This window comes from Streptomyces violaceusniger Tu 4113 (assembly GCF_000147815.2).
Taxonomy (GTDB): Bacteria; Actinomycetota; Actinomycetes; order Streptomycetales; family Streptomycetaceae; genus Streptomyces; species Streptomyces violaceusniger_A.
This window is the reverse complement of the sequence record NC_015957.1, coordinates 8,355,534-8,378,854: the sequence shown is the minus strand read 5'-3', so window position 1 is coordinate 8,378,854 and position 23,321 is coordinate 8,355,534. Positions and strand designations below refer to the sequence as shown.

The 23,321-nt window shown below is 71.4% G+C and carries 19 protein-coding genes; 6 read left to right on the top strand and 13 right to left on the bottom strand.

Annotated elements, in window-relative coordinates:
• The first annotated feature begins 112 nt into the window (after window positions 1-112).
• Window positions 113-493, top strand: a complete 381-nt coding sequence (locus tag STRVI_RS34280; RefSeq protein WP_050993819.1) for an alpha/beta fold hydrolase — start codon at window positions 113-115, stop codon at window positions 491-493.
• Between the two features lie 23 nt (window positions 494-516).
• Here STRVI_RS34280 and STRVI_RS34275 read toward each other — a convergent pair whose 3' ends face one another.
• A complete protein-coding gene (locus STRVI_RS34275) occupies window positions 517-2,271 on the bottom strand; it encodes an NAD+ synthase (RefSeq protein ID WP_014060162.1) in 1,755 nt (584 codons plus the stop codon).
• A 221-nt stretch (window positions 2,272-2,492) separates the two neighbouring features.
• Window positions 2,493-4,157, bottom strand: coding sequence for a multicopper oxidase family protein (locus STRVI_RS34270; protein ID WP_014060161.1), 1,665 nt, complete (start codon window positions 4,155-4,157; stop codon window positions 2,493-2,495).
• Between the two features lie 424 nt (window positions 4,158-4,581).
• Between STRVI_RS34270 and glnA the strand changes: the two genes are divergently transcribed.
• The 3 genes from glnA to STRVI_RS49135 all read left to right on the top strand — a co-directional run bounded on the left by glnA (window position 4,582) and on the right by STRVI_RS49135 (window position 10,093).
• Window positions 4,582-5,943, top strand: coding sequence for a type I glutamate--ammonia ligase (gene glnA, locus STRVI_RS34265; protein WP_014060160.1), 1,362 nt, complete (start codon window positions 4,582-4,584; stop codon window positions 5,941-5,943).
• Between the two features lie 167 nt (window positions 5,944-6,110).
• Complete coding sequence (locus STRVI_RS34260; protein WP_014060159.1) at window positions 6,111-6,737, top strand: maleylpyruvate isomerase family mycothiol-dependent enzyme; 627 nt, start codon at window positions 6,111-6,113, stop codon at window positions 6,735-6,737.
• Between the two features lie 119 nt (window positions 6,738-6,856).
• The gene (locus tag STRVI_RS49135; protein WP_014060158.1) at window positions 6,857-10,093 is read left to right on the top strand and encodes a bifunctional [glutamine synthetase] adenylyltransferase/[glutamine synthetase]-adenylyl-L-tyrosine phosphorylase; all 3,237 of its coding nucleotides are present in this window, start codon (window positions 6,857-6,859) and stop codon (window positions 10,091-10,093) included.
• Window positions 10,094-10,152: 59 nt separating this feature from the next.
• Here STRVI_RS49135 and STRVI_RS53065 read toward each other — a convergent pair whose 3' ends face one another.
• From STRVI_RS53065 to STRVI_RS34235, 4 genes are all read right to left on the bottom strand, one after another.
• Window positions 10,153-11,406: a hypothetical protein gene (locus STRVI_RS53065; RefSeq protein WP_014060157.1), complete on the bottom strand. Its 1,254-nt coding sequence runs from the start codon at window positions 11,404-11,406 to the stop codon at window positions 10,153-10,155.
• Window positions 11,403-12,506, bottom strand: a complete 1,104-nt coding sequence (locus STRVI_RS34245) for a hypothetical protein (RefSeq protein ID WP_014060156.1) — start codon at window positions 12,504-12,506, stop codon at window positions 11,403-11,405. The genes STRVI_RS53065 and STRVI_RS34245 overlap by 4 nt, the downstream gene beginning before the upstream one ends.
• Before the next feature lie 84 nt (window positions 12,507-12,590).
• Window positions 12,591-12,965, bottom strand: coding sequence for a hypothetical protein (locus tag STRVI_RS34240; protein WP_014060155.1), 375 nt, complete (start codon window positions 12,963-12,965; stop codon window positions 12,591-12,593).
• Between the two features lie 136 nt (window positions 12,966-13,101).
• Complete coding sequence (locus STRVI_RS34235) at window positions 13,102-13,545, bottom strand: ATP-binding protein (RefSeq protein ID WP_014060154.1); 444 nt, start codon at window positions 13,543-13,545, stop codon at window positions 13,102-13,104.
• 178 nt (window positions 13,546-13,723) lie between these two features.
• On the opposite strand from STRVI_RS34235, the gene STRVI_RS34230 reads away from it, so the two are divergent.
• Window positions 13,724-14,608 (top strand): helix-turn-helix domain-containing protein, encoded by an 885-nt coding sequence (locus STRVI_RS34230; protein WP_014060153.1) that lies wholly within the window; start codon window positions 13,724-13,726, stop codon window positions 14,606-14,608.
• Window positions 14,609-14,623: 15 nt separating this feature from the next.
• Window positions 14,624-14,827: a DUF397 domain-containing protein gene (locus tag STRVI_RS34225; RefSeq protein WP_014060152.1), complete on the top strand. Its 204-nt coding sequence runs from the start codon at window positions 14,624-14,626 to the stop codon at window positions 14,825-14,827.
• Window positions 14,828-15,406: 579 nt separating this feature from the next.
• Here the strand turns inward: STRVI_RS34225 and STRVI_RS34220 are convergent.
• The 7 genes from STRVI_RS34220 to STRVI_RS34190 all read right to left on the bottom strand — a co-directional run bounded on the left by STRVI_RS34220 (window position 15,407) and on the right by STRVI_RS34190 (window position 23,227).
• A complete protein-coding gene (locus STRVI_RS34220) occupies window positions 15,407-16,435 on the bottom strand; it encodes a S41 family peptidase (RefSeq protein ID WP_014060151.1) in 1,029 nt (342 codons plus the stop codon).
• 56 nt (window positions 16,436-16,491) lie between these two features.
• Window positions 16,492-17,103 carry a helix-turn-helix transcriptional regulator gene (locus STRVI_RS34215; RefSeq protein WP_043240715.1) on the bottom strand — a complete coding sequence of 204 codons (612 nt, stop codon included), beginning with the start codon at window positions 17,101-17,103 and terminating at the stop codon, window positions 16,492-16,494.
• Between the two features lie 86 nt (window positions 17,104-17,189).
• Window positions 17,190-18,491, bottom strand: coding sequence for a threonine synthase (locus STRVI_RS34210; RefSeq protein ID WP_014060149.1), 1,302 nt, complete (start codon window positions 18,489-18,491; stop codon window positions 17,190-17,192).
• Window positions 18,439-19,389 (bottom strand): HAD family hydrolase, encoded by a 951-nt coding sequence (locus STRVI_RS34205; RefSeq protein ID WP_014060148.1) that lies wholly within the window; start codon window positions 19,387-19,389, stop codon window positions 18,439-18,441. Before STRVI_RS34205 ends, STRVI_RS34210 begins: the two co-directional genes overlap by 53 nt.
• A 124-nt stretch (window positions 19,390-19,513) precedes the next feature.
• Window positions 19,514-20,326, bottom strand: a complete 813-nt coding sequence (locus STRVI_RS34200) for a phosphatase PAP2 family protein (RefSeq protein ID WP_014060147.1) — start codon at window positions 20,324-20,326, stop codon at window positions 19,514-19,516.
• 161 nt (window positions 20,327-20,487) lie between these two features.
• Window positions 20,488-21,540, bottom strand: coding sequence for a LacI family DNA-binding transcriptional regulator (locus STRVI_RS34195; RefSeq protein ID WP_014060146.1), 1,053 nt, complete (start codon window positions 21,538-21,540; stop codon window positions 20,488-20,490).
• 25 nt (window positions 21,541-21,565) lie between these two features.
• Window positions 21,566-23,227, bottom strand: coding sequence for a glycoside hydrolase family 13 protein (locus tag STRVI_RS34190; protein ID WP_043236982.1), 1,662 nt, complete (start codon window positions 23,225-23,227; stop codon window positions 21,566-21,568).
• Window positions 23,228-23,321 lie beyond the last annotated feature (94 nt).

Here is a 23,321-nt window from a genome sequence, read left to right as displayed (position 1 = left end):
ACCCGGAACTGCGGCTCCGCCCCAAACCTCGCTACCGGGGCTCCGCCCCGGACCCCCCGGGCCCCGGGGAAGCCCCTGCCACGCGGCGTAGCCAATCCAGCCCCTCCGGCGCTTGAGGAGCAGGGTCCAGGGGCGGAGCCCCGGTCGGGGGCTGGGGCGGAGCCCCAGTTTCGGGAAGGGGCGGGTAGGGGAACAGCCCGCCGCAGGCGTCAAGCCCGGCGCGATCGACCAGGTCGAACTGGTCGGCCGGGTCGACGTCCGTGAGGACCTGGGCCGGATCCGGGTGCCCACCCTGGTGATCTCCACGACCCTGGACACGATGGCGACGCCGTACCACCACCGTCAGGTCGCGGACGCGATCCCCGGCGCGCGCTTCGCCGAGCTGGAGTCAGGTCACCTGCCGTTCGTGGAGGCGCCCGATGAGTGGCTGGGGCTGATCAGGACGTTCCTGGACGCGCAGTACGCGCAGTACGCGCAGTACGCGCAGGCGTAGGCCACAGGGCCCCGCCCACCGGCTCAGGTGCGCTCGCGCCAGCGGTTGGTGATGGGCAGCCGGCGGTCCTTGCCGAAGCCCTTCGCGGAGATCTTCGTGCCCGGCGGGTACTGCCGGCGCTTGTACTCGGCCGTGTCCACGAGCCGCAGGATCCGGGTCACCAGCGGATCGTCGTATCCCGCCGCCACGATGTCCTTACGCCCCTGGTCACGGTCGACGTACAGCTCCAGGATCCGGTCCAGGACCTCGTAGTCGGGGAGCGAGTCGGTGTCGACCTGGCCGGGGCGCAGCTCGGCGCTCGGCGGCTTGCTGATCGAGTTCTCGGGGATGGGCGGGGTCTGGCCCCGCTCTTCCGCCGCGCGGTTACGCCATTTCGCCAGGCGGAAGACGGAGGTCTTGTAGACGTCCTTGATCGGGCCGTATGCGCCGACCGAGTCCCCGTACAGCGTGGAGTAGCCGCAGGCCAGCTCGGACTTGTTGCCCGGGGCGAGGACGATATGGCCCTCCTGGTTGGAGATCGCCATCAGCGTCGTGCCGCGCAGCCGCGACTGCAGGTTCTCCTCGGCCAGCCCGGTGAGCTGCAGGGAGTCCATATAGGCGTCGAACATCGGGGCGATGGAGACCGTGCGGAAGTTGAGCCCGGTGCGCCGCGCCAGCTCGGTGGCGTCGGCGACGGAGTGCTCGGAGGAGTAGCGCGAGGGCATCGCGACGCCGTACACGTTCTGCGCGCCGACCGCGTCACAGGCGAGGGCGGCCACCAGCGCGGAGTCGATCCCGCCGGAGAGCCCGATCAGCACACTGCGGAAGCCGTTCTTCGCCGCGTAGGCCCGCAGCCCCACGACCAGCGCCGTGTAGACCTCCTCGTCGTCCCCGAGCCGCTCGGCCTCGCCGCCCGCGAGCTCCGGCTCGTAACCGGGCAGCGGGTCGGCGGAGAGGGTGACATGGTCGATGCGCAGCCCGTCGTCCACGACCCCCTCGGGGACGGAGTCCGGGTCGGCGGCGGGCAGCTCGAGGTCGAGCAGCACACAGCCCTCGGCGAACTGCGGGGCGCGCGCGATGACTTCGCCGTCCCGGTCCACGACGATCGAGTCGCCGTCGAAGACCAGCTCGTCCTGGCCGCCGATCATCGCCAGATACGCGGTGGTGCAGCCCGCCTCCTGGGCCCGCTTGCGCACCAGGTCGAGCCGGGTGTCGTCCTTCTCCCGCTCGTACGGCGAGGCGTTGATCGACAGCAGCAGCCCGGCCCCCGCCGAGCAGCTCGCCGGCACCCGGCCGCCGTCCTGCCACAGGTCCTCGCAGATGGCGAGCGCGATGTCGATGCCGTGGACGCGCACCATGGGCAGCGTGTCCCCGGGCACGAAGTAGCGGAACTCGTCGAAGACGCCGTAGTTCGGCAGATGGTGCTTGGCGAAGGTCAGGGCGACCGTGCCGCGGTGCAGCACCGCGCCCGCGTTCTGCGGTGAGCCGGCGGGCTGGCCGTAGCGCCGGGCGCGCTCGCTGCGGTCGAGATAGCCGACGACCACCGGCAGCTCGCCCAGCCCCTCGGCGTTCAGCCGCTCGGCGAGTGAGTGCAGGGCCGCGCGCGACGCCTCGACGAAGGACGAGCGCAGCGCCAGGTCCTCGACGGGGTAGCCGGTCAGCACCATCTCGGGGAACGCCACCAGATGGGCGCCCTGCTCGGCGGAGTGCCGGGTCCAGTGGAGTATCGACTCGGTGTTGCCGTCGAGGTCTCCGACGGTCGAGTCGATCTGGTTCAGAGCGAGGCGAAGTTGAGGCACGCGCCCAGTGTAATCGTCTGTCTGACGCGATAGCCGGGGGTGTCTCCCTTCTCACGCCTTCTCACGCCGGGCGGCGCCTTCTCACGCCGGGCGGCGCCTTCTCGCGCCGGGCGGCGGCCTTCTCGCGCCGGACGGCGTGCTTCTCGCGCCGGGCGGCGGCGCCGGGGCGGACCCCGCCCGGCCCCTTCGCCTCCGGGGCCGGGCCTTCCCGGACGCCGCGGCTACTTCTGGTAGCCGAGGATGGTCATCAGCCCGGACTCCGAGTGGTAGACGTTGTGGCAGTGGACCATCCACAGCCCCGGATTGTCGGCGTCGAGGTCCACGTTCACCTTGTGGTGCGGCCGCAGGATCGTGGTGTCCTTACGGGGCCCGCCGTCCGGCAGCCCGAAGGTGTGGCCGTGCAGATGCATCGGATGCCACATGTCGGTGCCGTTGACGAAGGAGATCCGCACCCGCTCACCGGCCCGCACCGGATAGCGCTGCGACGGGTCGTACGGCCGGCCGTTGATCGCCCAGTCGTAGCGCCGCATCGAGCCGGTGAGCCGCATCCGGATGATCCGGTCGGGCTCCTTGGGCGTCAGGCGTACGTCCTCCGCCGCCTTCAGCCGGTCCGCGGTGAGCAGCTCGCCGTCCAGCTCCTTGGGGCGCGGGAACTTCACGGGGCTCTTGCCGCGGGTGCGCAGCACCGCCATCGCCGAACGCCCCTTGCCCTCGGCGAGGACGGCGAGCGGGAAGACCCCGTCCTTGACGGTGACCAGCACGTCGTAGCGCTCGCCCATGCCCAGCAGCAGCGCGTCCGTCTTGGCCGGTACGACGGGGTAGCCGTCGGTGTGGGTGACGGTCATCCGGTGGCCGCCGAGGGCGACGCGGAAGGCGGTGTCGCCGCCCGCGTTGATGAGGCGGATGCGGATCCGGTCGCCGCGCTTGGCGCGGAAGACCTGCGGGGACTCCGGGCTGCGCCCGTTGACCAGGTAGTAGGGGTAGGTGACATCGCCCGCGTGGCCGCCCAGCAGCTCGCTCTCCATGGGCGCGGCGGGTGCGGCGGGTGCGGCCTTCTTCGGCGCCGCGGGCCGGGCCGCGCCGAGCTTCGCGGCGCCCGCGGCCGTGCCTTTGGCCGTGCCTTTGGCCGCGCCCTTGGCGGCTCGTTTGCCCTCGTCCCCCATGGAATGGCCGCCCCTGCCGCCGCCCAGTCGCTCGAGCTCCGTGTCCGGGGTGCGGCCGCCCACCCCGTCGAGCCAGTCGTCGAGGACGACGACCCACTCCTTGTCGTACTTCAGCGGCTCCTTCGGATCCTCCACGATCAGCGGTGCGTACAGCCCCCGGTCGAGCTGGACGCCCGAGTGCGGATGGATCCAGTACGTGCCCGGGTAGAACGCGGTGAAGCGGTAGTCGAAGGCGGCGCCGGTCTTGACCGGCCGCTGGGTCACCCCCGGGACGCCGTCCATGTCGTTGCGCAGCCGGATGCCGTGCCAGTGCAGCGTGGTGGGCTGCGGCAGGTTGTTGGCGAGGGTGAGGGCGATCGTGTCGCCCGCGGTCACCCGGATCTCCCGGCCCGGCACCTGGTCCTCGTACGCCCAGGACGCCACCTTGCGGGCGCCGATGTCCAGGGTGGTCGCGGTGGCGGTGAGCCGGAACGTCCGCACCGGGCCGGGGCCCCGCCGCTGCTCGGTCGCGGCGACCTCCGGGCCGTGGGGGGAGACATACTCCGGCGGGACGTCCTCCGCGGGCGCGCCGGCCCGGGCGGGGGCGCCCATCGCGCTGCTGTCCAAACCGTCTTGGCCCGCGGCCCGGGGGTGGGGGCCGGGGGAGCCACAGGCCGCGAGCAGACCGCTGCCCGCGGCGGCGATGCCCGTGCCGAGCACGGCACGGCGAGTCTTTTCGTGCATGAGTCGGTACCCCAATGCTGATGTGTGCCGGATGCGTGAGGGTCGGCGCGTCCGGCGCCCCGCCGGAAGGGCGGGCGGCCGACGCGCCGCTCTATGCGACGCATCAGCGGTCGGCTGTGGGGTGAGGGGCTCTGGTACACCGCCGCCTCCATCTGACCGTTCAGATCATCTGACCGTTTGATCATCGTGATAATCGGCACCCTACCCCCAAGGGGTATGGAGCTCCCGCAGGCGCCACGGTGGGCGCGGAATGCCCGGGGCGGGGACCGGCCGGGTGAAAGTACGATGCACACATCGTGGTGAGCTGAGGGGAGACCGGAGAGCCCGGACGAAACCTCCGTGTAATCCCACCGCGTGATACTGGGCTGCGGAAGGTGCCCCGCGCCCACGAAAAGAGCCGTTTGACCTGCAAGGATAGGGGACCATGGATAAGCAGCAGGAGTTCGTGCTCCGCACGCTCGAAGAGCGCGACATCCGGTTCGTGCGGCTCTGGTTCACCGACGTGCTCGGCTTCCTGAAGTCCGTGGCCGTCGCGCCGGCCGAACTCGAAGGTGCCTTCGACGAAGGCATCGGCTTCGACGGCTCCGCGATCGAGGGCTTCGCCCGGGTCTACGAATCCGACATGATCGCCAAGCCGGACCCCGGAACGTTCCAGATCCTGCCCTGGCGCGCCGAGGCCCCCGGGACCGCCCGGATGTTCTGCGACATCCTGATGCCGGACGGCTCACCGTCCTTCGCCGACCCCCGCTTCGTCCTCAAGCGCATCCTCGCCAAGACCTCCGACCTCGGCTTCACCTTCTACACCCACCCCGAGATCGAGTTCTTCCTGCTCAACCAGAAGCCGGTGGACGGCAGCCGCCCGGTGCCCGCCGACTCCTCCGGCTACTTCGACCACACCCCGCAGAACATCGGCATGGACTTCCGCCGCCAGGCGATCACCATGCTCGAATCGATGGGCATCTCGGTCGAGTTCTCCCACCACGAGGGTGCCCCCGGCCAGCAGGAGATCGATCTGCGCTACGCCGACGCGCTCTCCACCGCCGACAACATCATGACCTTCCGCCTGGTCATGAAGCAGGTCGCGCTGGAGCAGGGCGTGCAGGCCACGTTCATGCCCAAGCCGTTCTCCGAATTCCCCGGCTCGGGCATGCACACCCACCTCTCCCTCTTCGAGGGCGACCGCAACGCCTTCTACGAGTCCGGCTCCGAGTTCCAGCTCTCCAAGGTGGGCCGCTCCTTCATCGCGGGGCTGCTCCGCCACGCCGGGGAGATCTCCGCCGTGACCAACCAGTGGGTCAACTCCTACAAGCGCATCTGGGGCGGCTCCAAGCGCACCGCCGGCGCGGGCGGCGAGGCCCCCTCCTACATCTGCTGGGGCCACAACAACCGCTCAGCGCTCGTCCGCGTCCCCCTCTACAAGCCCGGCAAGACCGGCTCGACCCGCATCGAGGTCCGCTCCCTGGACTCCGGAGCCAACCCCTACCTGGCCTACGCGGTGCTGCTCGCGGCCGGGCTCAAGGGCATCGAGGGCGGCTATCAACTCCCGGCCGGCGCCGACGACGACGTCTGGGCCCTCTCCGACGCCGAGCGCCGCTCCCTCGGCATCGAGCCGCTGCCGCAGAACCTGGGCGAGGCGATCGACCTGATGGAGCGCAGCGAACTGGTCGCGGAGACGCTCGGAGAGCATGTCTTCGACTTCTTCCTCCGCAACAAGAAGCAGGAGTGGGAGGAGTACCGCTCCGAGGTGACCCCGTTCGAGCTGCGCAAGAACCTGCCGGTGCTGTAAGCGCAGATCAGCGGGTGTGCCCCGCTGGACCGACGATCCGGGCCGGCGTCGTCACGACGCCGGCCCGGATCGTCTCATTCCGCCCGCGCGTCCCATAACCGTCGCTTCTGGCTGCGAGAACCACGGGCTCTTGGACTTATGGCAGCACTGCCGAAACCCTTGAGCTCATGGATCTCGTGAGCATCAGAAGAGCGATCGCGGCCGAACGCCGGGAGCTGGCGGACCTGTTGGACACTCTGACGGCCGAGCAATGGGACGCGCCCAGCCTGTGTGCGGGGTGGCGGGTGCGGGAGGTCGCGGCGCATATGTCCATGGGGTTCCGGTATCCGCTCCCTGCGGTGCTGTGGGAGCTGGCCAAGGCGCGCGGCGGCCTTCACCGGATGACCGACCGGCTCGCCCGTAAGGACGCGGCCACCGCCTCGACCGGCGAACTGGCCGCGTTCCTCCGGGACCACGCCGACCACCCTTGGAAGCCGCCGGTCGGCGGGATCGAGGCGGCGCTGGGCCACGATGTGATCCACGGCCTGGACATCACCGCCGCGCTCGGGATCGACCGCCGGGTCCCCGAGGAGCGGCTTCGCGTCCTGCTGGGGACGGTCAGCCCCAAGAGCCTGAAGTTCTTCGGAGCCGACCTCGACGGGGTCCGGCTCCGCGCCGACGACCTCGACTGGTCCTACGGCACCGGCGCCGAGCTGGCCGGAGCCGCCCAGGACCTCCTCCTGGTCGCCTACGGCCGCAGGCTCCCGCCGGGCCGTCTCCACGGTGAGCCGCGGGCCCGTTTCGTCGTCGCCTGACCCCGCTCGGACCTGCCGCTTAGCCCTTGGGGTCGCTTAGGCTCGTCAGCGGCGCCTTCGATCACCGGTGTGCGCGTGGTCGAACGGCGCGGAGTCGACCAGGGACGGGAGGCGGCGGGATGTCCGTACCGCAGGGACGCAGGAGCAGCAATGTGACCCGGCTGCTGCGGCACGGTTTCACCGACGCCTCGGCCGCCCAACGGCTGCTGGACGCGCCCGAGCTGGCCGCGGTGCGCAGCGATTCGGTGCTGTTGGAGGCGCTCGGCGCGACGGCCGACCCGGATCTGGCGCTGCTCGGGCTCGTACGGCTCGTCGAGGCGCTGCCCGAGGACGAGGGGGAGGCGGGCGAGCCGAACGGCGGGCAGCGGGCCGGTTCGCGGCAGGCGCTGCTGGACACCCTCGTCACCGCCAAACCGCTGCGCGACCGGCTGCTCGGGGTGCTCGGCGCGTCCGAGGCGCTGGGCGACCACCTCGCCCGCCATCCGGGGGACTGGCACGCCCTGGTGACGTACGAGTCGGCCGATCTGCATCCGGCCACCCCCGAGTTCGAGCGGGCCCTGGCCGAGGGGGTCTGGGGCGCGCCCGGGGCGGGGCTGCCCCGGGCCGACGCGTTGCGCGTGGCCTACCGCCGGGCGCTGCTGGCCATCGCGGCCCGCGATGTGTGCGGCACCATCGACATCACCCAGACGGCCGCCGAACTCGCCGACCTGGCGACCGCGACGCTGCGGGCCGCGCTGGAGATCGCGGCCGAGGAGGAGCCGCAGGACGCCGCCGCCTGCAAGCTGGCCGTGATCGGCATGGGCAAATGCGGCGGCCGCGAGCTCAATTACGTCTCCGATGTGGACGTGATCTTCGTGGCGGAGGCGGTCGAGGGGGTCCAGGAGGACGAGGCGGTGCGGGCCGCCACCCGGCTCGCCTCCCGGCTGATGCGCGTCTGCTCCGATGTCACCGTCGAGGGCACCATCTGGCCCGTCGACGCCAACCTCCGCCCCGAGGGGCGCAACGGCCCGCTGGTGCGGACCCTCTCCAGCCATCTGGCGTACTACCAGCGCTGGGCCAAGACCTGGGAGTTCCAGGCGCTGCTGAAGGCCCGTCCGATGGCGGGCGACGCCGCGCTCGGACAGGCGTATGTGGACGCCCTCGCGCCGATGGTCTGGCAGGCCGTCGAGCGCGAGAACTTCATCCCCGATGTGCAGCAGATGCGCCGCCGGGTGGTCGAGAACATCCCCGTCTCCGAGGTCGACCGCGAGCTCAAGCTGGGCCCCGGGGGGCTGCGCGACGTCGAGTTCGCCGTCCAACTGCTGCAGTTGGTGCACGGGCGGTCCGACGAGTCGCTGCGCAGCGGTACGACGCTGGACGCGCTCGCGGCGCTGGCCGCGGGCGGCTATGTGGGGCGCACCGACGCCGCCGCGCTGGACGCCGCGTACCGCTTTCTGCGCACCATGGAGCACCGCCTCCAGCTCTACCGGCTGCGCCGCACCCATCTGATGCCCGAGGGCGAGGCCGATCAGCGCCGCCTCGGCCGGTCGCTGGGGTTCCGCACCGAGCCGGTGACCGAACTGGGCACCGCCTGGCGGCGGCACGCCCGCGAAGTGCGGCGGCTGCACGAGAAGCTCTTCTACCGGCCGCTGCTGGACGCCGTCGCCCAGCTCCAGCCCGGCGAGATCCGGCTCAGCCCCAAGGCGGCCGGTCAGCGCCTCACGGCCCTGGGCTACGCGGACCCGGCCGGTGCGCTACGCCATCTGGAGGCCCTGGCATCCGGTGTGACCAGAAAAGCAGCGATCCAGCGTACGTTGCTGCCTGTGCTGCTGGGCTGGTTCGCCGATTCCGCCGACCCGGATGCCGGGCTGCTGGGCTTCCGCAAGGTCTCGGACGCGCTCGGCAAGACGCCCTGGTATCTGCGGCTGCTGCGCGACGAGGGCGCCGCCGCCGAGAACCTGGCCCGGGTGCTCTCCGCCGGGCGGCTCGCCCCCGATCTGCTGCTGCGCGCCCCCGAGGCGGTCGCCCTGCTCGGCGACCCGGAGGGGCTGCGCCCGCGCGGCCGGGCCCATCTGGAGCAGGAGGTGCTGGCCGCCGTCGGCCGCGCCGACGGCGCCGAACAGGCGGTCGCGGTGGCGCGCGGGGTGCGGCGGCGCGAGATGTTCCGTACGGCGGCCGTGGACGTCATCGAAAGCGCCCGGCTGGCCAACGGCGAGGTGCGCCCGACCGTGAGCTGGCCGCTGTCGGACGAGCGGACGCCGGGCCGGGCCACGGGACCGGCGGCGACGGCGCCCGCCCCCTCGCCGGGCAGGGCCCCCGACGTTCCCAGCGCCCTGCGGGAATCCGAACCACACATGCCGGCCCGGCCCGCCGTCCCCGCCGCCGAACCGCCCGTGGACGCCGCCGCGCTGATCGACATGGTCGGCGACGCCCTCTCCGATCTGAACGCCGCGACCCTCGCCGGCGCCCTGCGCGCCGCCGTCCGCGACACCTGGGGCGATGAGCTGCCCACCCGCTTCGCCGTCATCGGACTCGGCCGCTTCGGCGGCCATGAGCTCAGCTACGGCTCCGACGCGGATGTGCTCTTCGTCCACGAGCCGCGCGAGGGGGCCGACGAACAGGAGGCCGCCCGCGCCGCCTTCGCCGTGGCCAACGAGATGCGCCGGCTGCTCCAGCTCCCCACCGCCGACCCGCCCCTGCTCATCGACGCCGATCTGCGCCCCGAGGGCAAGTCCGGGCCACTGGTGCGCACGCTGGGCTCGTACGCCGCCTACTACCGCCGCTGGGCCCTGGTGTGGGAGAGCCAGGCGCTGCTGCGCGCCGAGCCGGTGGCGGGCGACCCCGGGCTCGGCCGGCGGTTCATCGAGCTGATCGATCCGCTGCGGTATCCGGCCGAGGGGCTGGGCGAGGACGCGATCCGCGAGATCCGGCGGCTCAAGGCCCGGATGGAGTCCGAGCGGCTGCCGCGCGGGGCCGACCCCACTACCCACGCCAAGCTGGGCCGGGGCGGTCTCAGCGATGTCGAGTGGACCGTCCAACTGCTCCAGATGCGCCACGGCTGGGCCGAGCCCGGGCTGCGCACCACCCGCACCCGCGAGGCCCTGGCCGCCGCCCACGCCGCCGAGCTGATCTCCACCGAGGACGCCCAGACCCTGGACGAGGCATGGGTCCTCGCCAGCCGCGTCCGCAACGCCGTCATGCTGGTCCGCGGCCGCGCGGGCGACACCTTCCCGACGGACGTCCGCGAACTGGCCGCCGTGGGCCGCTACTTGGGCTACGGCCCCGGCCACGTCGGCGAGATGCTGGACGACTACCGCCGCACCACCCGCCGGGCGCGGGCGGTGGTGGAGCGGCTCTTCTACGACTACGAGAGCTGATACGGGGCCGGGGACGGGGCGGGTCCGGGCGGACCCGCCCCCGCCTCCGGCGCCCCGGCTCACCCCTTCGCGGGCAGCGTGATGTGCAGGGGCCCGCAGCCGAGGCGATCCGCCTCCGCGGCCACATAGCGGGGGAGGAGTGTACGGATGTCGCCGGGGCGGTCGCCGTCCTCCGCCCGCACCAGGAAGGTGACCTGGCCGGTCTGGCACTCGGCCTGGAACAACCCCATGTCGTCGCGGACGAAGCCGTAGCCGTCCTGATCACCGGCCTTGACCGCGTCCTTGGCGCCGTCCCGGGACAGCCGGTCGTAGAGCACCGCCAGCCGGGGGTCCTCGACCGTCATCATCCGCAGCCCGGGGTGGTCGAAGAGCACACTGCGGTCGCAGGTGCGCACCGGGCCGTCGCCCCGGGTCACCAGGGGACGGCCCATTCCGTGGCGCTCGTACGCACCGGGCAGCTTCAGCCCCTTGACGTCGCACATGGCGTCCTTCTTCTCGTCCAGGAACCGCGGCGGCTCCGGCATCCGGCCGGTCGGATCGGCGATGGTGCCCGTGCACCCCTTCTCGGTCATGTAGTGGTTGACCAGCTTGACCACGGCGCGGGCGAGCGCGTCGCGGCCCTCGGTGTCGACCTCGTCGTCGTAGACGGTCCAGCCGGTCTCCAGGTCGATCACGGTGGGGCCGCCGGTGATGTCCAGCGGGTTCGGCCGGCCGACGCAGCCGTCGGGCAGCGCGAGCCAGGCCCGGGTGTCCGAGGCCATGCCCAGCAGCCCGCCGCCCAGCGGGGTGAGCCGCGCGGAGAGGAACTCATCGGCCCACTGGTCGCCCGCGCCGCCGAACCCGGCGGCCAACTGGTGCGTCTGGACGGTGATCCGCCGCCCGCGCGGAGACGTCAGACGGCATTCGCCGGACGGGCCCTCGGCGCCGATGCGATCGGAGGTGATGGGCACATCGGACGTCCTGATGTCCCTCTTCCCGTCGAACAGCGCGGCGACATCGTCCCGGCTGAACGCCCCCCAGCAGGCCCGGTCGTCCGCGAACGGACCCGCCTCGGCCTGCCAGGCCACGCCCGCGCCGCCGAGGAGCGCTCCCACGACTGCCGCGGCCACGCCCGTGGTCACGGCCAGCCGCAGCCGACTGCCGGTCAGGCGCTGCCAGTGCCACCAGGGGCGGCGCCGTTCGTGGAGGGGTATGGCCCGCTCGCTGCGGGGCTTGCTCTCGCCGCTCTCGCCGCTCTCGCCGCTCTCGCCGCTCTCGCCGGTCTCGGTGTTCTCGTTCTTCTCGGTGGTCTCTGTGTTCTCGGAGTCGGTCATCGGCTCGATCCCCCAGGTGCGACGGGCGCGCAACCGACGCGTCGCGCAACGGCGTTGGCGAACGCGGCGAAGTACGGTGTCGTCTCGTGCAGCGACGGGGCGAGCATCAGCACGGTGAGCGGGCGCCCCGCGCAGTCGGCCCGTACGACCTTGTAGTCGTCGGCGAAGACCCCCGTACCGCGCCAGCCGCGCGCCGGCGCCTTGCTGCCCGTGGCTCCGTCGAACAGCGCGGAGAGCCGCGGCTCGGCGACCATCAGGGCGTCGAAGTACCGGCCTGCACCGCGCTCCGTCCGTACCGAACAGGATTGGAGACCCCGGGTGACCGCGCCGACCTGATACTCCAGGTCGCGGGCCTCCTTCTCGCCGAACTCCAGGCCCCTGATCCGGCAGGCGCGGGTGAAGAAGGACTCCTCCTCCTCGGGCAGGGTGGGCATCGGCGAGACGGCCTCGAGCGGCTTCGCCGGGGCGCAACCCGCCTTCTCCATCGCCCGGTTGGCGACCGCGACGAGCAACTGGGCCACGGACTGGGAGCCGCCGAGCCCCGCGTCGGCCGACAAAGTGGAGTCGCTGTAGACCGTCCGCGCCATCGAGTCGAGCGTTACCGTGGTCGGCCGCCCGTCGCGGGTGTCGCACCCCTCGGGCAGCACCAGCAGCGCCTGCCTCCCGTCGGTGGCGCCCGGCAGCCCATCGGGCAGCGGCATCGCCCGGTCGCCGAGGTATCCGTCGATCCACTGCAGGCGCTGTCCGGCGCCCTCGGGCGCGGGGCCGTAGGTGACCGTGATCTCGGTCTCCTCCACGACCTGGTCGCCGTCGCTGCCGACGCGCTCGGAGTGGAGCGCCACGGTGCACTGCCCGCGCTGCCGCCGCGGTGTCGGCGCGGTCTCCTTGGACGTACGGCTGGCGTTGTCCTCGTCGAGGGCGTCGCCGCTCAGGAAGCCCGGTCCGCTGTCTTCTTTCCATGCACCCCAGCAGTAGGTGTCTTTGCCGTCGAACGGCCAGGTGTCCGTGGCCCAGGTCCCGACCCCGGCCGCCACCAGCACCACGACGGCGCCGCCGACCAGAGCCGTCCGACGGCGCGCGCCGCCCAACAACTGTTTCATTTATGCCCTTCCCCCGTGTGGCCGTCGATCTTACTCAGCGGCTCCGCGCGCGGGGTGAAGGGGCCCATGGCAATTCCGCAGGCGTCAGCGGCTCTTCGGCGCAGGCGACTCGTCGAGCCGCACCGTGATGGTGACGCGCCCCTTCCCATCGACCCGAGCGACCCCGTGCCCGGCCCGCTCGCTCCCGTCCAGATGCAGCGCCATCGGCCCGCCCTCACCGGTGAAATTCCGCCACCACAGCTTCCGTTGGGGCATGGCGACGCGAATCGTGACGACATCGGCGGCGCGCTCATAGGCGACCGGCGTACTGAAACTGCGCCCCGACCGCCGCCCCGTATACGTCACCACTGTCAGCCGCCCACTCACCCACCGCCCCCACCGCGGAGAGGACCGCAGCCCGACCATCCAGGCATTGAACCGGCCGGTGACCCGCTTCGGAAGCGGCCCTTTGTACCGCACACAAACCTCCAGATGCCGAGCGACAAGCAAACGTGGCGTCACGGTAGCTCCGCGGTGGCGCACACCCGTCCCGTTGCCCGGAAGTGAGAGAGGCCGGCCCCGAGCCCTCTCGTATGGCGTGCGCGCCGGGCGTCGTCTACCGTCCCGGACAGGGCAGTTCGGGCCCGCTGACCTGGAACCACACCGACTTTCCCGGGCCCGGCCCGTGGTGGCAGACACCCCAGTCGGTGGCGGAGCTGCCGATGATGAGCAGTCCCCGACCGCTCTCGGCGTCGGCCGCGTCTCCGGCGAGGGTGCGCTGCGCGGGGAGACCGGGGGCGTCGTCGCTCACGAGAACGCGCAGCGTGCCGTACGGTCCCCACTCGGCGTAGAGAGTGACGGGTGCCGAACAGCCGCTGCTTCGGCAGGCGTTGACGGCATTGGTGACTGCTTCGGAGGTCAGCAGCAGAGCGGTGTCCGTTAAGTCGGCGCGCTTCGCGGTGTGCAGGGCGGTGCGGACGGCCTCCCGGGCGGTACGGACCCATCCGGGGTCGGGCGGGAAGACGAGGGAGAAATCGGCGCGGGCGAGCGCGTGGCTCATGGTGTGTTGCCTCCTTCGGCCAACGGCCGTTGGGCGGACGCCGGTTGGGCGATTGGTCTTCGACGGTAGAGACGTCGGTTTAGCTAGCGCAACCTAATGTCGGAAATTCCCCCTCCCGAGTGGACCGGTTGCCCCAAAGGCGGGCAGACTGCGCGTGATCCACGAAGGGAGTCGCGCGATGGGGCTGCGGGTCAACCCGACCCAACGGCAACTACGGTTGGGTGAGGAGCTGCGGAAGCTGCGCGAGTCGAGTGGCTTGTCCGCGACGGAGGCGGGAGCCCACGCAGGGCTCGGGCGAGCGCATATGAGTCACATCGAGACGGGCCGCACAGCCATCCCGGAAGAGAAGCTGCGGGCCCTTGTGGCGGCGTACGGTTGCACAAGCCATCCCTTGGTCGAGGGGTTGTGTGAGCTGAGCCGGGCCACGGGTCGGGGGTGGTGGTCGCCCTACAAAGTCAGCCACAATGCCCGAGCCCTCGATCTCGCGGAGCTGGAGGCGAGTGCCTTGGCGCACCGCTCGTTCCAGTGGATGTACGTGCCAGGTCTACTCCAGACGGCGGACTACATGCGCTGCCTCTTCGAGAGCGGGCAGCGGGACAGCCCGCAAGTGATCGATGCGGGCGTCGAGTTCCGGCAGCGGCGACAGCATGTGCTGGCCGACGGATCGCAGCTCTTCCATGCGGTCATCCATGAAGCCGCGCTCCTGATGAAGTTCGTGCCCGGCGACGTCATGCGCCGCCAGATCGAGCACCTCGTCACCATGGCCGAGTTGCCTCACGTGCGGATTCAGTTGCTGGCGTTCAAGTCGGACGTCAACTCGACGACGCCGGGAGCACCTTTCAGCATCTTGGACAGTCGGGTCCCCGAACTGAGCACGGTCTATGTCGAGCACCCGGTCTCGTCCGTGTTCCTGGGGGACCGCGAGCATCTGACCCAGTACAACTCGGCCTTCGAGCACCTCAGCGCGGTGGCTCTCCCGCCCATTGCCCTCCAGGGCGAACGCAAGTGCTATACCGAGAGGGATTCACTCCAGCTCATCCAGCACTTGCTGTACACCTTGTGAAGGGGAGCCCTGGACATGTCCTTCTGGCGGAAGTCGACTTTCAGTAGCGGTCAAGTCAGTGCGGAGTGCGTCGAGGTCGCGACGCCGTCTCCCGGTCTCATACTTATCCGGGAGAGCGATGACCCGGCGGCCGTCATCACCACGGATCCGGCCCCGTGGGCTGCCTTTATCCGGGGGCTTAAGCGGGGCGATTTCGACCATCTGCCGGGAAGTGCGTGACCGTCGTGGCCGCTTGCTGGTGATGGGGCCGGTGGTGCGGTGCGGGTTTCGTCTCGCGCCTTCGGCGCCATTGAGCAGGGGGCGGGGGGATGGGGGCGCGGGCCTCGCGGCCGACCGACGGGCCGGTGGGGCTGGAGCCCGGTGGCGGCTCCGGCCGGCCTTGGCTGAGACCCGGCCGGACTGACGGCCCCTCCGGGTACCCCTTCCGAAAACACTTGATCTGAAGCAACTAATTTGTCAAACGTTTTCCAGAGGTACCCCCACCCCCCGGCGGTCCGGCATCGGCGCAAGCCCCTGAGCACGGGAGCCGCCACCGGCCCTGCCACCCACGGCCCGCCGCCCGGCGACGCCGCCCGCGCCCCCACCCGCCGGACCCATGCTCAAAGGCGCCGAAGGCGCGAGACGAGACCGTCAGTCGCTCGACGGCTCGTCGAGGCGGCGCACCGAGATGTCGTTGGCCATTCCGCCATGGTCGCGCAGTGCGGGGCGGGTCCGCTCGGCGCTCTGCCGGGGGCAGAGCGGCCAAGGGGTCGTTTCTCATGGCGGCGCTGCTGAGGCGGCACCGCGCGGGGCCTCCGCTCATGGGCAGCCGGGTGGTTTCCCGAGCCAGTGGACGGCCGCGTCCAGGGCGCGGTCGCGGCTGGTGCCGATGTCCTTGGGCTCGACGAGGAACTCCTCATCCGGCGGGATCGGTCCGTCGTAGGTGCGCCCGGTTCGGTCCGCTTCCTTCACCTCGGTGAGCAGTAGCTCCGCACCGTCGGAAAGACGGTGGGGGGTGTTGCCGGTGGGAACCCCAGCCGTCTTCATTCCGAAGCTCCGGGTCGCGGGGCGGCCCCGGAAGGCCACGGTCACCGCTTCTCCGGCACTTGCGGTCCCGCTGTCGGTGAGAACGGCCACGGCCGGGTGGGTACGCGACAGTGGCCTGGCCGCCGCCCACGGGGACGAGTTGGCGCCGACCTCGAGGGTCCCGTCCTTCACCGTCCACACGGTGCGCTTGCCGTTGGCCCCCACGAACGCGCCCACCTTCCCGTCGCCCAGGATCGCCGCTGTGACGGCGAACATGGGATACACGCTCCCGCCTCTGTTCCCGCGCAGATCCACCACCCAGCCGCAGGCACCCTTCCGGTCCGCCGCCGCCACCGCGCCCCGGCCCTGACGCACATAGGTGTCATACGTGTGCGTCGAGCCCTGCACACCCGGCAGGGCCACGTACCCCGGGCCGTCCCGCAGCCGCTTGGCGACCAGGCCGGGGATCCTTTCCAAGGATGTCCCCAAGGCCTGCTCGGCGGCGGCCGGAGTGATGAAGCGGCTGTGGCCGTCGCCGAGGGCACGGAGGACCCCCTCGATCGCGGGGTAGGTGTCGCTCGGCTTCCGGGCGCCCGCTGCCTGGGCAAACGCCGTGCGGCGCATCTCGGGCCAGTCGACCTCGCCCCGCTTCAGCGCCCGCTTCTGGACGAGGTCCAGGGCCGCCGTGAGATACGTCCGTGCTTTCGGTGAGATCCGGTGGTCAGGCGCTGTCTCCTCATGCCGCGAGCACGCGGTCGCAAGCGCGAGGAGCAGGGTCAGGGCCAGCGCGCCCCACCGTGGTAACCGACTGCTGTGATTCATGAGTTCTCAGCCTAGAGGCCGATTCATCGGGTGAGGGGGGGGCGAAAAGACGACGTCTAGGGCGTGCGCAGGTAGTTGTAGACCGTGGCCCGTGAGACGCCGAGCAGTTCGGTGACCACCTGGACGGAGTGCTTCACCTGGAGGTAGCCGCTGGTCTTGAGGCTGCGGACGAGTTCCTTCTTGGCGGGGGTGCCCAGGCTGCGCGGGGTCTGGCCGCGGGCGGCGGCGAATTCCTCGATGACCGTGCGCAGCTCCGCGGCGGTACGGGCGCGGAGGGTCTCGGTGAGCGGCTGCTGCTGCTCATCGGTCCGGATGAGGTTGTTGAGGCTGCGGGCGACGCTTCCGAAGAGGGAGACGTCCAAGTTGAGGCAGATGGCGGCGACGTACTGGCCCGCGCCGTTCTTGATGCCGATCGAGGTGCTCTTCGCCGGGCGGCCGTCCGGGAAGCGGTTGGCGTAGTTCTGCACGATGTCGGGGAAGCCGGGGTCCTGGATCCGGGCCAGGCCCAGCTCGGTGGTGGGCTGGCCCACCTCGCGGCCGGAGAGATTGCTCTCGATGGCGCGGATGGACTGGTCGGGGTTGCGCAGATCGTGGAGGACCACCTCGCACAGCCCGGGGAACATCCGGCCGATGGCGACCACGATCTTCTCGGCCTCGCGCAGCAGCAGCTCGTCCTCGGCTGTCCCCCCTGCTGCTGCCCCGGCCGTTCCCGCTGACCCCGTCGACCCGGCCGTCCCGTCCCGTTCCTCCTCGGTCAACGCGGCCCACCGCCCTCCGGTGCGAAGAGCTCCGTCATCGTCGGCGTCGCCTTCAGGCCCGACCCGGTCAGCAGCACCACCGTCGTCTCACCGGGGCGGATCGCGCCCCGGGCCCGGAAGACCTCGATCGCCGCTGCGGCCGTCGCGCTGGTCGGCTCCGCGTACAGCCCCATCGCGGTCAGCCGGCGGACCGCCGCGGCGATCGCGTCCTCCGGGATGGCCGCCATGTCGCCGTCCGAGCGGCGGATGGCGCGCAGCACCTCCGGGAAGCGGACGGGCTCCCGGATGGCCGTGCCCTCGGCGATGGTCGGGGCGTGGTCGAACGGCACCGGGGCCTCCGTGCCCGCGTGGAACGCGGCGTGGAGCGGTGCGCAGTGGGCGGGCTGGGCCACGAGCAGCCGGGGGCGGTGGGCGATCTGGCCCGCGGCGAGCAGCTCGGAGAAGCCGAGGTCGCAGCCGAGCACGGTGCTGCCCGCGCCCGCCACGGTCACCACGGCGTCCGGCGCGGTGAAGCCCAGGTCCTCCCACAGCTCGTACGCCAGGGTCTTGGTGCCCTGGAGGAAGAAGGGGTGCCAGTTGTGGCTGGCGTAGTACGTATGGGCCGACTGGCGCAGCGCCTCCGCCGCCGTGGCGTCCCGGTCGCCGGGCACCAGCTCGACCTCGGCGCCGTACGCCCGGCTCTGGAGGATCTTCGCGGGGGAGGTGGTGGCGGGGGCGAGGATCCTGGCCCGGATGCCGGCCGCGGCGCAGTACGCCGAGACGGAGGCCCCGCCGTTGCCGGAGCTGTCCTCGATGACCTCCCGTACGCCCCGCTGGGCGAGGAGCGAGATCATCACGCTGGTGCCGCGGTCCTTGAAGCTGCCGGTGGGGCTGAACCACTCCAGCTTGAAGAGAATCCGATCCTCCCCCCAGTCTTTCTCGACCAGCGGGGTGCACCCTTCACCCAGTGACACCGGGGCGTCGATGCGCACCGGGAGGGCCGCTCGGTAGCGCCAGAGTGACCGGGCCCCGGTGTCCACCTGCTCGCGGGTGATGCCGGGCAGCGCGGAGACGGTGAGGGGAGCCCCGTCGTCACCGCACCAGCGGGGGTCGTCGATGGAGTACGTGGCTCCGGAGCGCTCGTCGACGTAGCGGGGTTCAGCTCGTGGTTCAGCTCGCACCTTGGATATTTTGTTTAGTTGTGTATGTCTAGTCAAGGGCGTGGCGGGCGGCTCCAACCGGTCGCGAGTGTGATGCGAGAGCCGCTCAAGGGTGGGCGAACAGCCGTTCAAGCACCACCGCGACCCCGTCCTCTTCATGGGACGGCGCCACCTCATCGGCTATCGCCATCAGATCCTGATGCGCGTTGCCCATCGCGACCCCGTATCCGGCCCAGCCCAGCAGCGGGAGGTCATTGGGCATGTCGCCGAACGCGATCGTCTCCGCGGGCGTGAACCCCATGCGGTCGGCGGCCAGTTGCAGCCCCACCGCCTTGTCCGTCCCGGCGGGGAGCACCTCGATCATGCCCTTCTCGGAGTGGGTCACCGCCACCTCGCCCGCGCCCACCCGCTCCGCTGCCTCGGCGACCAGCCCGTCCGCCACCGTCCGATGGCGCATCAGCACCTTCTCGATCGGCGCCGCCCACAGCTCCTCCCGCTCGGCCAGCCCCCACTCCGGGCGCCTCCGGTCGGTGAAGTGAGCGGTGACGACGAAGCGGTTCTCGGGCGCCGCCGTCACCACGGCGAGCTCCAGCGGCCCCGCGCTCAGCGCCTCCTCCGTGCGCTCCACCACCGACCGGGCCAGCTCCCGGTCCAGTGACGCCGAGACCAGCAGCCGGTCCGCGGAGGCGTCGTACAACTGCGCGCCCTGTCCGCACACCGCGAGCCCCCGGTAGCCGATCGCGACCAGGAACTCCCGGCAGGACGCGGCCGGGCGCCCGGTGACCACCAGATGCCGCGCCCCGGCGGCCCGGACGAGGGCGAGCGCCTCACGGGTGCGGGGCGAGACCGTCAGATCCTTGCGCAGCAGCGTGCCGTCGAGGTCGGTGGCCACCAGCGGGAAGCGCGGCCGCCCGGCGGTACGGGGCCGGGGGAGCAGCACGCCAGGAGCGGCGACGGCGCCGGTGGATACGGAGGACGCGGATACGGAGGACGCGGATACGGAGGACGCGGATACGGACGCGGATACAGACGCGTCAGCGGTGTCGGCGGTGTGCACGGTGGCCGGTGGTCCCTTTCGTCACGCTCATCGTGCTCATTCCGCGTCGATCAGCGCGACACATGGAGCCCCTGAACTCATGTCGGACATGCCGAACAGAGAATGGCGGCTCCGCCGGGGACGATCAAGCCGTGCAGATCACGGCCACCTGCTTCGGCAGCCGGTACGGCAGCGAGCCGTACCACGCGCACGACAGCACGAAACCGAAGGAGAGACAGACGACCCCGCCGACCGCGTCCATCCAGAAGTGGTTGGCGGTGGCGACGATCACCAGCAGCGTGGCCGAGGGGTAGAGCAGCCCCAGCACCTTCACCCACACCGGACGGGCCAGCGTGGCGATGGTCAGACCACACCACAGCGACCAGCCGATGTGCATCGAGGGCATCGCCGCGTACTGGTTCGACATATCGGCGAGGTTCCCCGAGGCCATCGAGCCCCAGGTGTGGTGCGCCACGACGGTGTCGATGAAATGTCCGCCGCTCATCAGCCGGGGCGGGGCCAGCGGAAAGAAGTAGTAGCCGAGCAGGGCCACGCCCGTGGTCGCGAAGAGCGCGAGCCGGGTGGCGGCGTAGCGGCCCGGATGCCAGTGGTAGAGCCACACCAGCACGCCGAGCGTCACGATGAAGTGGAGCGTCGCGTAGTAGTAGTTCATGCCCACGATGAGCCAGCTCACCGAGTCGATCGCATGGTTGACGCCCCGTTCGAAGGCCATGCCGAGCCGGTGCTCCCACTCCCAGATCCAGCCCGCGTTGCGCAGCGCCTCCGGCCGCTGCTCCGGAACGGCGTTGCGAATCAGCGAATATGTCCAGTAACTGACGGCGATGAGGACGATCTCGAACCAGAGCCGGGGCCTTCTGGGCGTACGCAACCGGTCCCTCATGGTGTGGTGCGGCGCCCGTGCCGCATCGGTGTCCGCGAGAAGTGCCGGGGTGGCCATTCGGCCCGCCGTCGTCCTGATAGTCGCTCCACCCATAGGGCAACAGTCTGCCAGACGACGTCCACCCGCAGATCATCCGCGGCATCGGGTCTTGATTGCTTATGTCCTGGTCCGGGGGTCCTCTATAGGGCGTATGTACACCTACGTCCGCAGGCCAGGGCCTAAGCCGCGCCCCCGGTCGCCCGGCCCCGCGCCTCCACCCCGTGGGCCGATGCCGTCGAGCCGCGCACCACCAGTTCGGGAAGGAAGACGAACTCGCTGGGCGGGGTCGGAGTGCCGCCGATCTCCTCCAGCAGCGCCCGCACCGCCGCCTGCCCCATCGACTGCACCGGCTTACGGATGGTGGTCAGCGGCGGATCGGTGAAGGCGATCAGCGGGGAGTCGTCGAAGCCGACCACCGAGACGTTCTGAGGGACCCCCAGACCCCGCTGCCGGGCCGCCCGGATGGCGCCCAGCGCCATCATGTCGCTCGCGCACACCACCGCCGTACAGCCCCGGTCGATCAGCGCGGTCGCCGCCGCCTGGCCGCCCTCCAGGGTGTACAGCGAATGCTGGATCAGCTCCTCGGACTCCTCCGGGGAGAGCCCCAGCCGGTCCCGCATCGCCTGCTGGAAGCCTTCGATCTTGCGCAGTACGGGAACGAACCGCTTCGGCCCGAGCGCGAGACCGATCCGGGTGTGCCCGAGCGAGACCAGATGGGTGACCGCCAGCCCCATCGCCGCCCGGTCGTCGGGGGAGATGAACGGCGCCCGCACCTTCGGCGAGAAGCCGTCCACCAGCACGAACGGAACACCCTGGCCGCGCAACTGGTCATAGCGCTGCATATCGGCCGAGGTGTCCGCGTGCAGCCCGGAGACGAAGATGATCCCGGCCACGCCCCGGTCCACCAGCATCTCGGTCAGCTCGTCCTCCGTCGAGCCGCCGGGGGTCTGGGTGGCCAGCACCGGGGTGTAGCCCTGCCGGGTGAGCGCTTGCCCGATGACCTGGGCGAGCGCGGGGAAGATCGGGTTCTCCAGCTCGGGGGTGATCAGTCCCACCAGCCCGGCGCTGCGCTGCCGCAACCGCACGGGCCGCTCATAGCCGAGGACGTCCAGGGCGGCGAGGACGGACTCGCGGGTGGCCGTGGCCACCCCCGGCCTGCCGTTGAGGACGCGGCTGACGGTGGCTTCGCTGACCCCCGCCTGGGCTGCGATGTCAGCAAGCCGTGCGGTCATGGAGTGGGACTGTACCGGTCGCGTGTCAGATTGCCCACCACGCGCATGAATCAGGCGGAATGCGTACGGTTCCGGCCCCGTACGAAAGCGGCGCCGACGACAGCAGCGCACGCCCCGGGACCGGCAGTTCGACCTCTTCTGCGAGGGTGTTGAGCGTGCACACCAGGCCCGGCCGGGACAGCGCGAGCACCCCCGCCGGGGCCTGAAGCCAGCTCATCGGCCCGTCCCCCAGGCCCGGCAGCTCACGGCGGAGCGCGAGCGCGCCGCGGTACAGCTCCAGCGTGGAGCCGGGGTCGCCGGTCTGCGCCTCCACCGACAGCCCGGACCAGGCGTCCGGCTGGGGCAGCCAGCTCCCGCCGGGGCCGAAGCCGTAACTGTCGCCGGAGCGGGTCCAGGGCAGGGGCACCCGGCAGCCGTCGCGGAAGCCGTCCTGACCGTCCTGGCCGTCCTGCCCGTCGGCGGAGGTGCGGAAGAAGGCCGGGTCCTGGCGCAGCTCGTCCGGCAGGTCGGTCACCTCGGGAAGGCCCAGCTCCTCGCCCTGGTAGAGATAGGACGAGCCGGGCAGCGCGAGGGTGAGCAGGGCCGCGGCGCGGGCGCGGGCGAGCCCCCGCCCCGGGCCGCCGTCGGCGTAACGGGTGGTGTGCCGGACCACGTCGTGGTTGGAGAGCACCCAGGTGGTGGGGGCGCCGACGGAGCCGGTCGCGGCCAGCGACTCGTCGATCACCTGGCGCATCGCGGCCGCGTCCCACGGGCACTTGAGGAACTGGAAGTTGAACGCCTGGTGCAGCTCGTCCGGGCGTACGTAGAGGGCCAGCCGCTCGGAGGTGGGCGCCCATGCCTCGGCGACGCCGATCCGGTCACCGGGGTAGGAGTCCAGCAGCCGGCGCCAGGAGCGGTGGATCTCGTGCACCCCGTCCTGGTCGAAGAACGGCAGCACCTGGGAGCCGATCAGCTTGGCCTGTTCGGTGCGGCCGATGTCGGGCAGCCCGGCGGCCTTGACCATGCCGTGCGCGACATCGATCCGGAAGCCGTCCACGCCCAGGTCCAGCCAGAAGCGCAGCACCGAGTCGAATTCGGCACGCACCTCGGAGGAGTCCCAGTTGAGGTCGGGCTGCTCAGGGGCGAAGAGGTGCAGATACCACTCGCCGGGGGTGCCGTCCGGATCGGTGGTACGGGTCCAGGCGGGGCCGCCGAAGACCGACTCCCAGTCGTTCGGCGGCAGTTCGCCGTGCACGCCGCGGCCGCGGCGGAAGTGGTACCGGGTGCGGGCCGCGCCGCCGGGCCGGTCGGCGAGCGCCTCGCGGAACCAGGGGTGCTGGTCCGAGCTGTGGTTCGGGACGACGTCCACGATCACCCTCAGCCCCAGCTCATGGGCGGTGCGCACCAGGTCGTCGGCGTCGCCGAGGGTGCCGAAGAGCGGGTCCACGGTGCGGTAGTCGGCCACGTCGTAGCCGCCGTCGGCCTGCGGGGAGGCGTAGAAGGGGGTCAGCCAGACGGCGTCCACACCCAGCCCGGCGAGGTGCGGCAGCCGCTCCCGCACCCCGCGCAGATCGCCGATCCCGTCGCCGTCGCTGTCGGCGAAGGACCGTACGTACACCTGGTAGATGACGGCGTCGCGCCACCATCCGGGGCTCTCGGACGGTCGCACCGGCTCGGTGGGAAGGGAGGTCGTGAGCTCCTGGGTCATGGCGCGAACGTAACAGCTCTGCAATGCCTTGCGGAAGAGCTTGCAGGGCGCGCTGGTGGGCTTGGAGGGGGCTCCGGTCGTGCTGTGGGCGCAT

What these genes read in the sequence shown, in the direction of transcription:
- STRVI_RS34270 (WP_014060161.1), bottom strand. Translation starts at nt 4,157, where the DNA reads ATGCACGAAAAGACTCGCCGTGCCGTGCTCGGCACGGGCATCGCCGCC.
- glnA (WP_014060160.1), top strand. Translation starts at nt 4,582, where the DNA reads ATGGATAAGCAGCAGGAGTTCGTGCTCCGCACGCTCGAAGAGCGCGAC.
- STRVI_RS34260 (WP_014060159.1), top strand. Translation starts at nt 6,111, where the DNA reads ATGGATCTCGTGAGCATCAGAAGAGCGATCGCGGCCGAACGCCGGGAG.
- STRVI_RS49135 (WP_014060158.1), top strand. Translation starts at nt 6,857, where the DNA reads ATGTCCGTACCGCAGGGACGCAGGAGCAGCAATGTGACCCGGCTGCTG.
- STRVI_RS53065 (WP_014060157.1), bottom strand. Translation starts at nt 11,406, where the DNA reads ATGACCGACTCCGAGAACACAGAGACCACCGAGAAGAACGAGAACACC.
- STRVI_RS34245 (WP_014060156.1), bottom strand. Translation starts at nt 12,506, where the DNA reads ATGAAACAGTTGTTGGGCGGCGCGCGCCGTCGGACGGCTCTGGTCGGC.
- STRVI_RS34235 (WP_014060154.1), bottom strand. Translation starts at nt 13,545, where the DNA reads ATGAGCCACGCGCTCGCCCGCGCCGATTTCTCCCTCGTCTTCCCGCCC.
- STRVI_RS34230 (WP_014060153.1), top strand. Translation starts at nt 13,724, where the DNA reads ATGGGGCTGCGGGTCAACCCGACCCAACGGCAACTACGGTTGGGTGAG.
- STRVI_RS34225 (WP_014060152.1), top strand. Translation starts at nt 14,624, where the DNA reads ATGTCCTTCTGGCGGAAGTCGACTTTCAGTAGCGGTCAAGTCAGTGCG.
- STRVI_RS34220 (WP_014060151.1), bottom strand. Translation starts at nt 16,435, where the DNA reads ATGAATCACAGCAGTCGGTTACCACGGTGGGGCGCGCTGGCCCTGACC.
- STRVI_RS34210 (WP_014060149.1), bottom strand. Translation starts at nt 18,491, where the DNA reads ATGAAGAGGACGGGGTCGCGGTGGTGCTTGAACGGCTGTTCGCCCACC.
- STRVI_RS34200 (WP_014060147.1), bottom strand. Translation starts at nt 20,326, where the DNA reads ATGGCCACCCCGGCACTTCTCGCGGACACCGATGCGGCACGGGCGCCG.
- STRVI_RS34195 (WP_014060146.1), bottom strand. Translation starts at nt 21,540, where the DNA reads ATGACCGCACGGCTTGCTGACATCGCAGCCCAGGCGGGGGTCAGCGAA.
- STRVI_RS34190 (WP_043236982.1), bottom strand. Translation starts at nt 23,227, where the DNA reads ATGACCCAGGAGCTCACGACCTCCCTTCCCACCGAGCCGGTGCGACCG.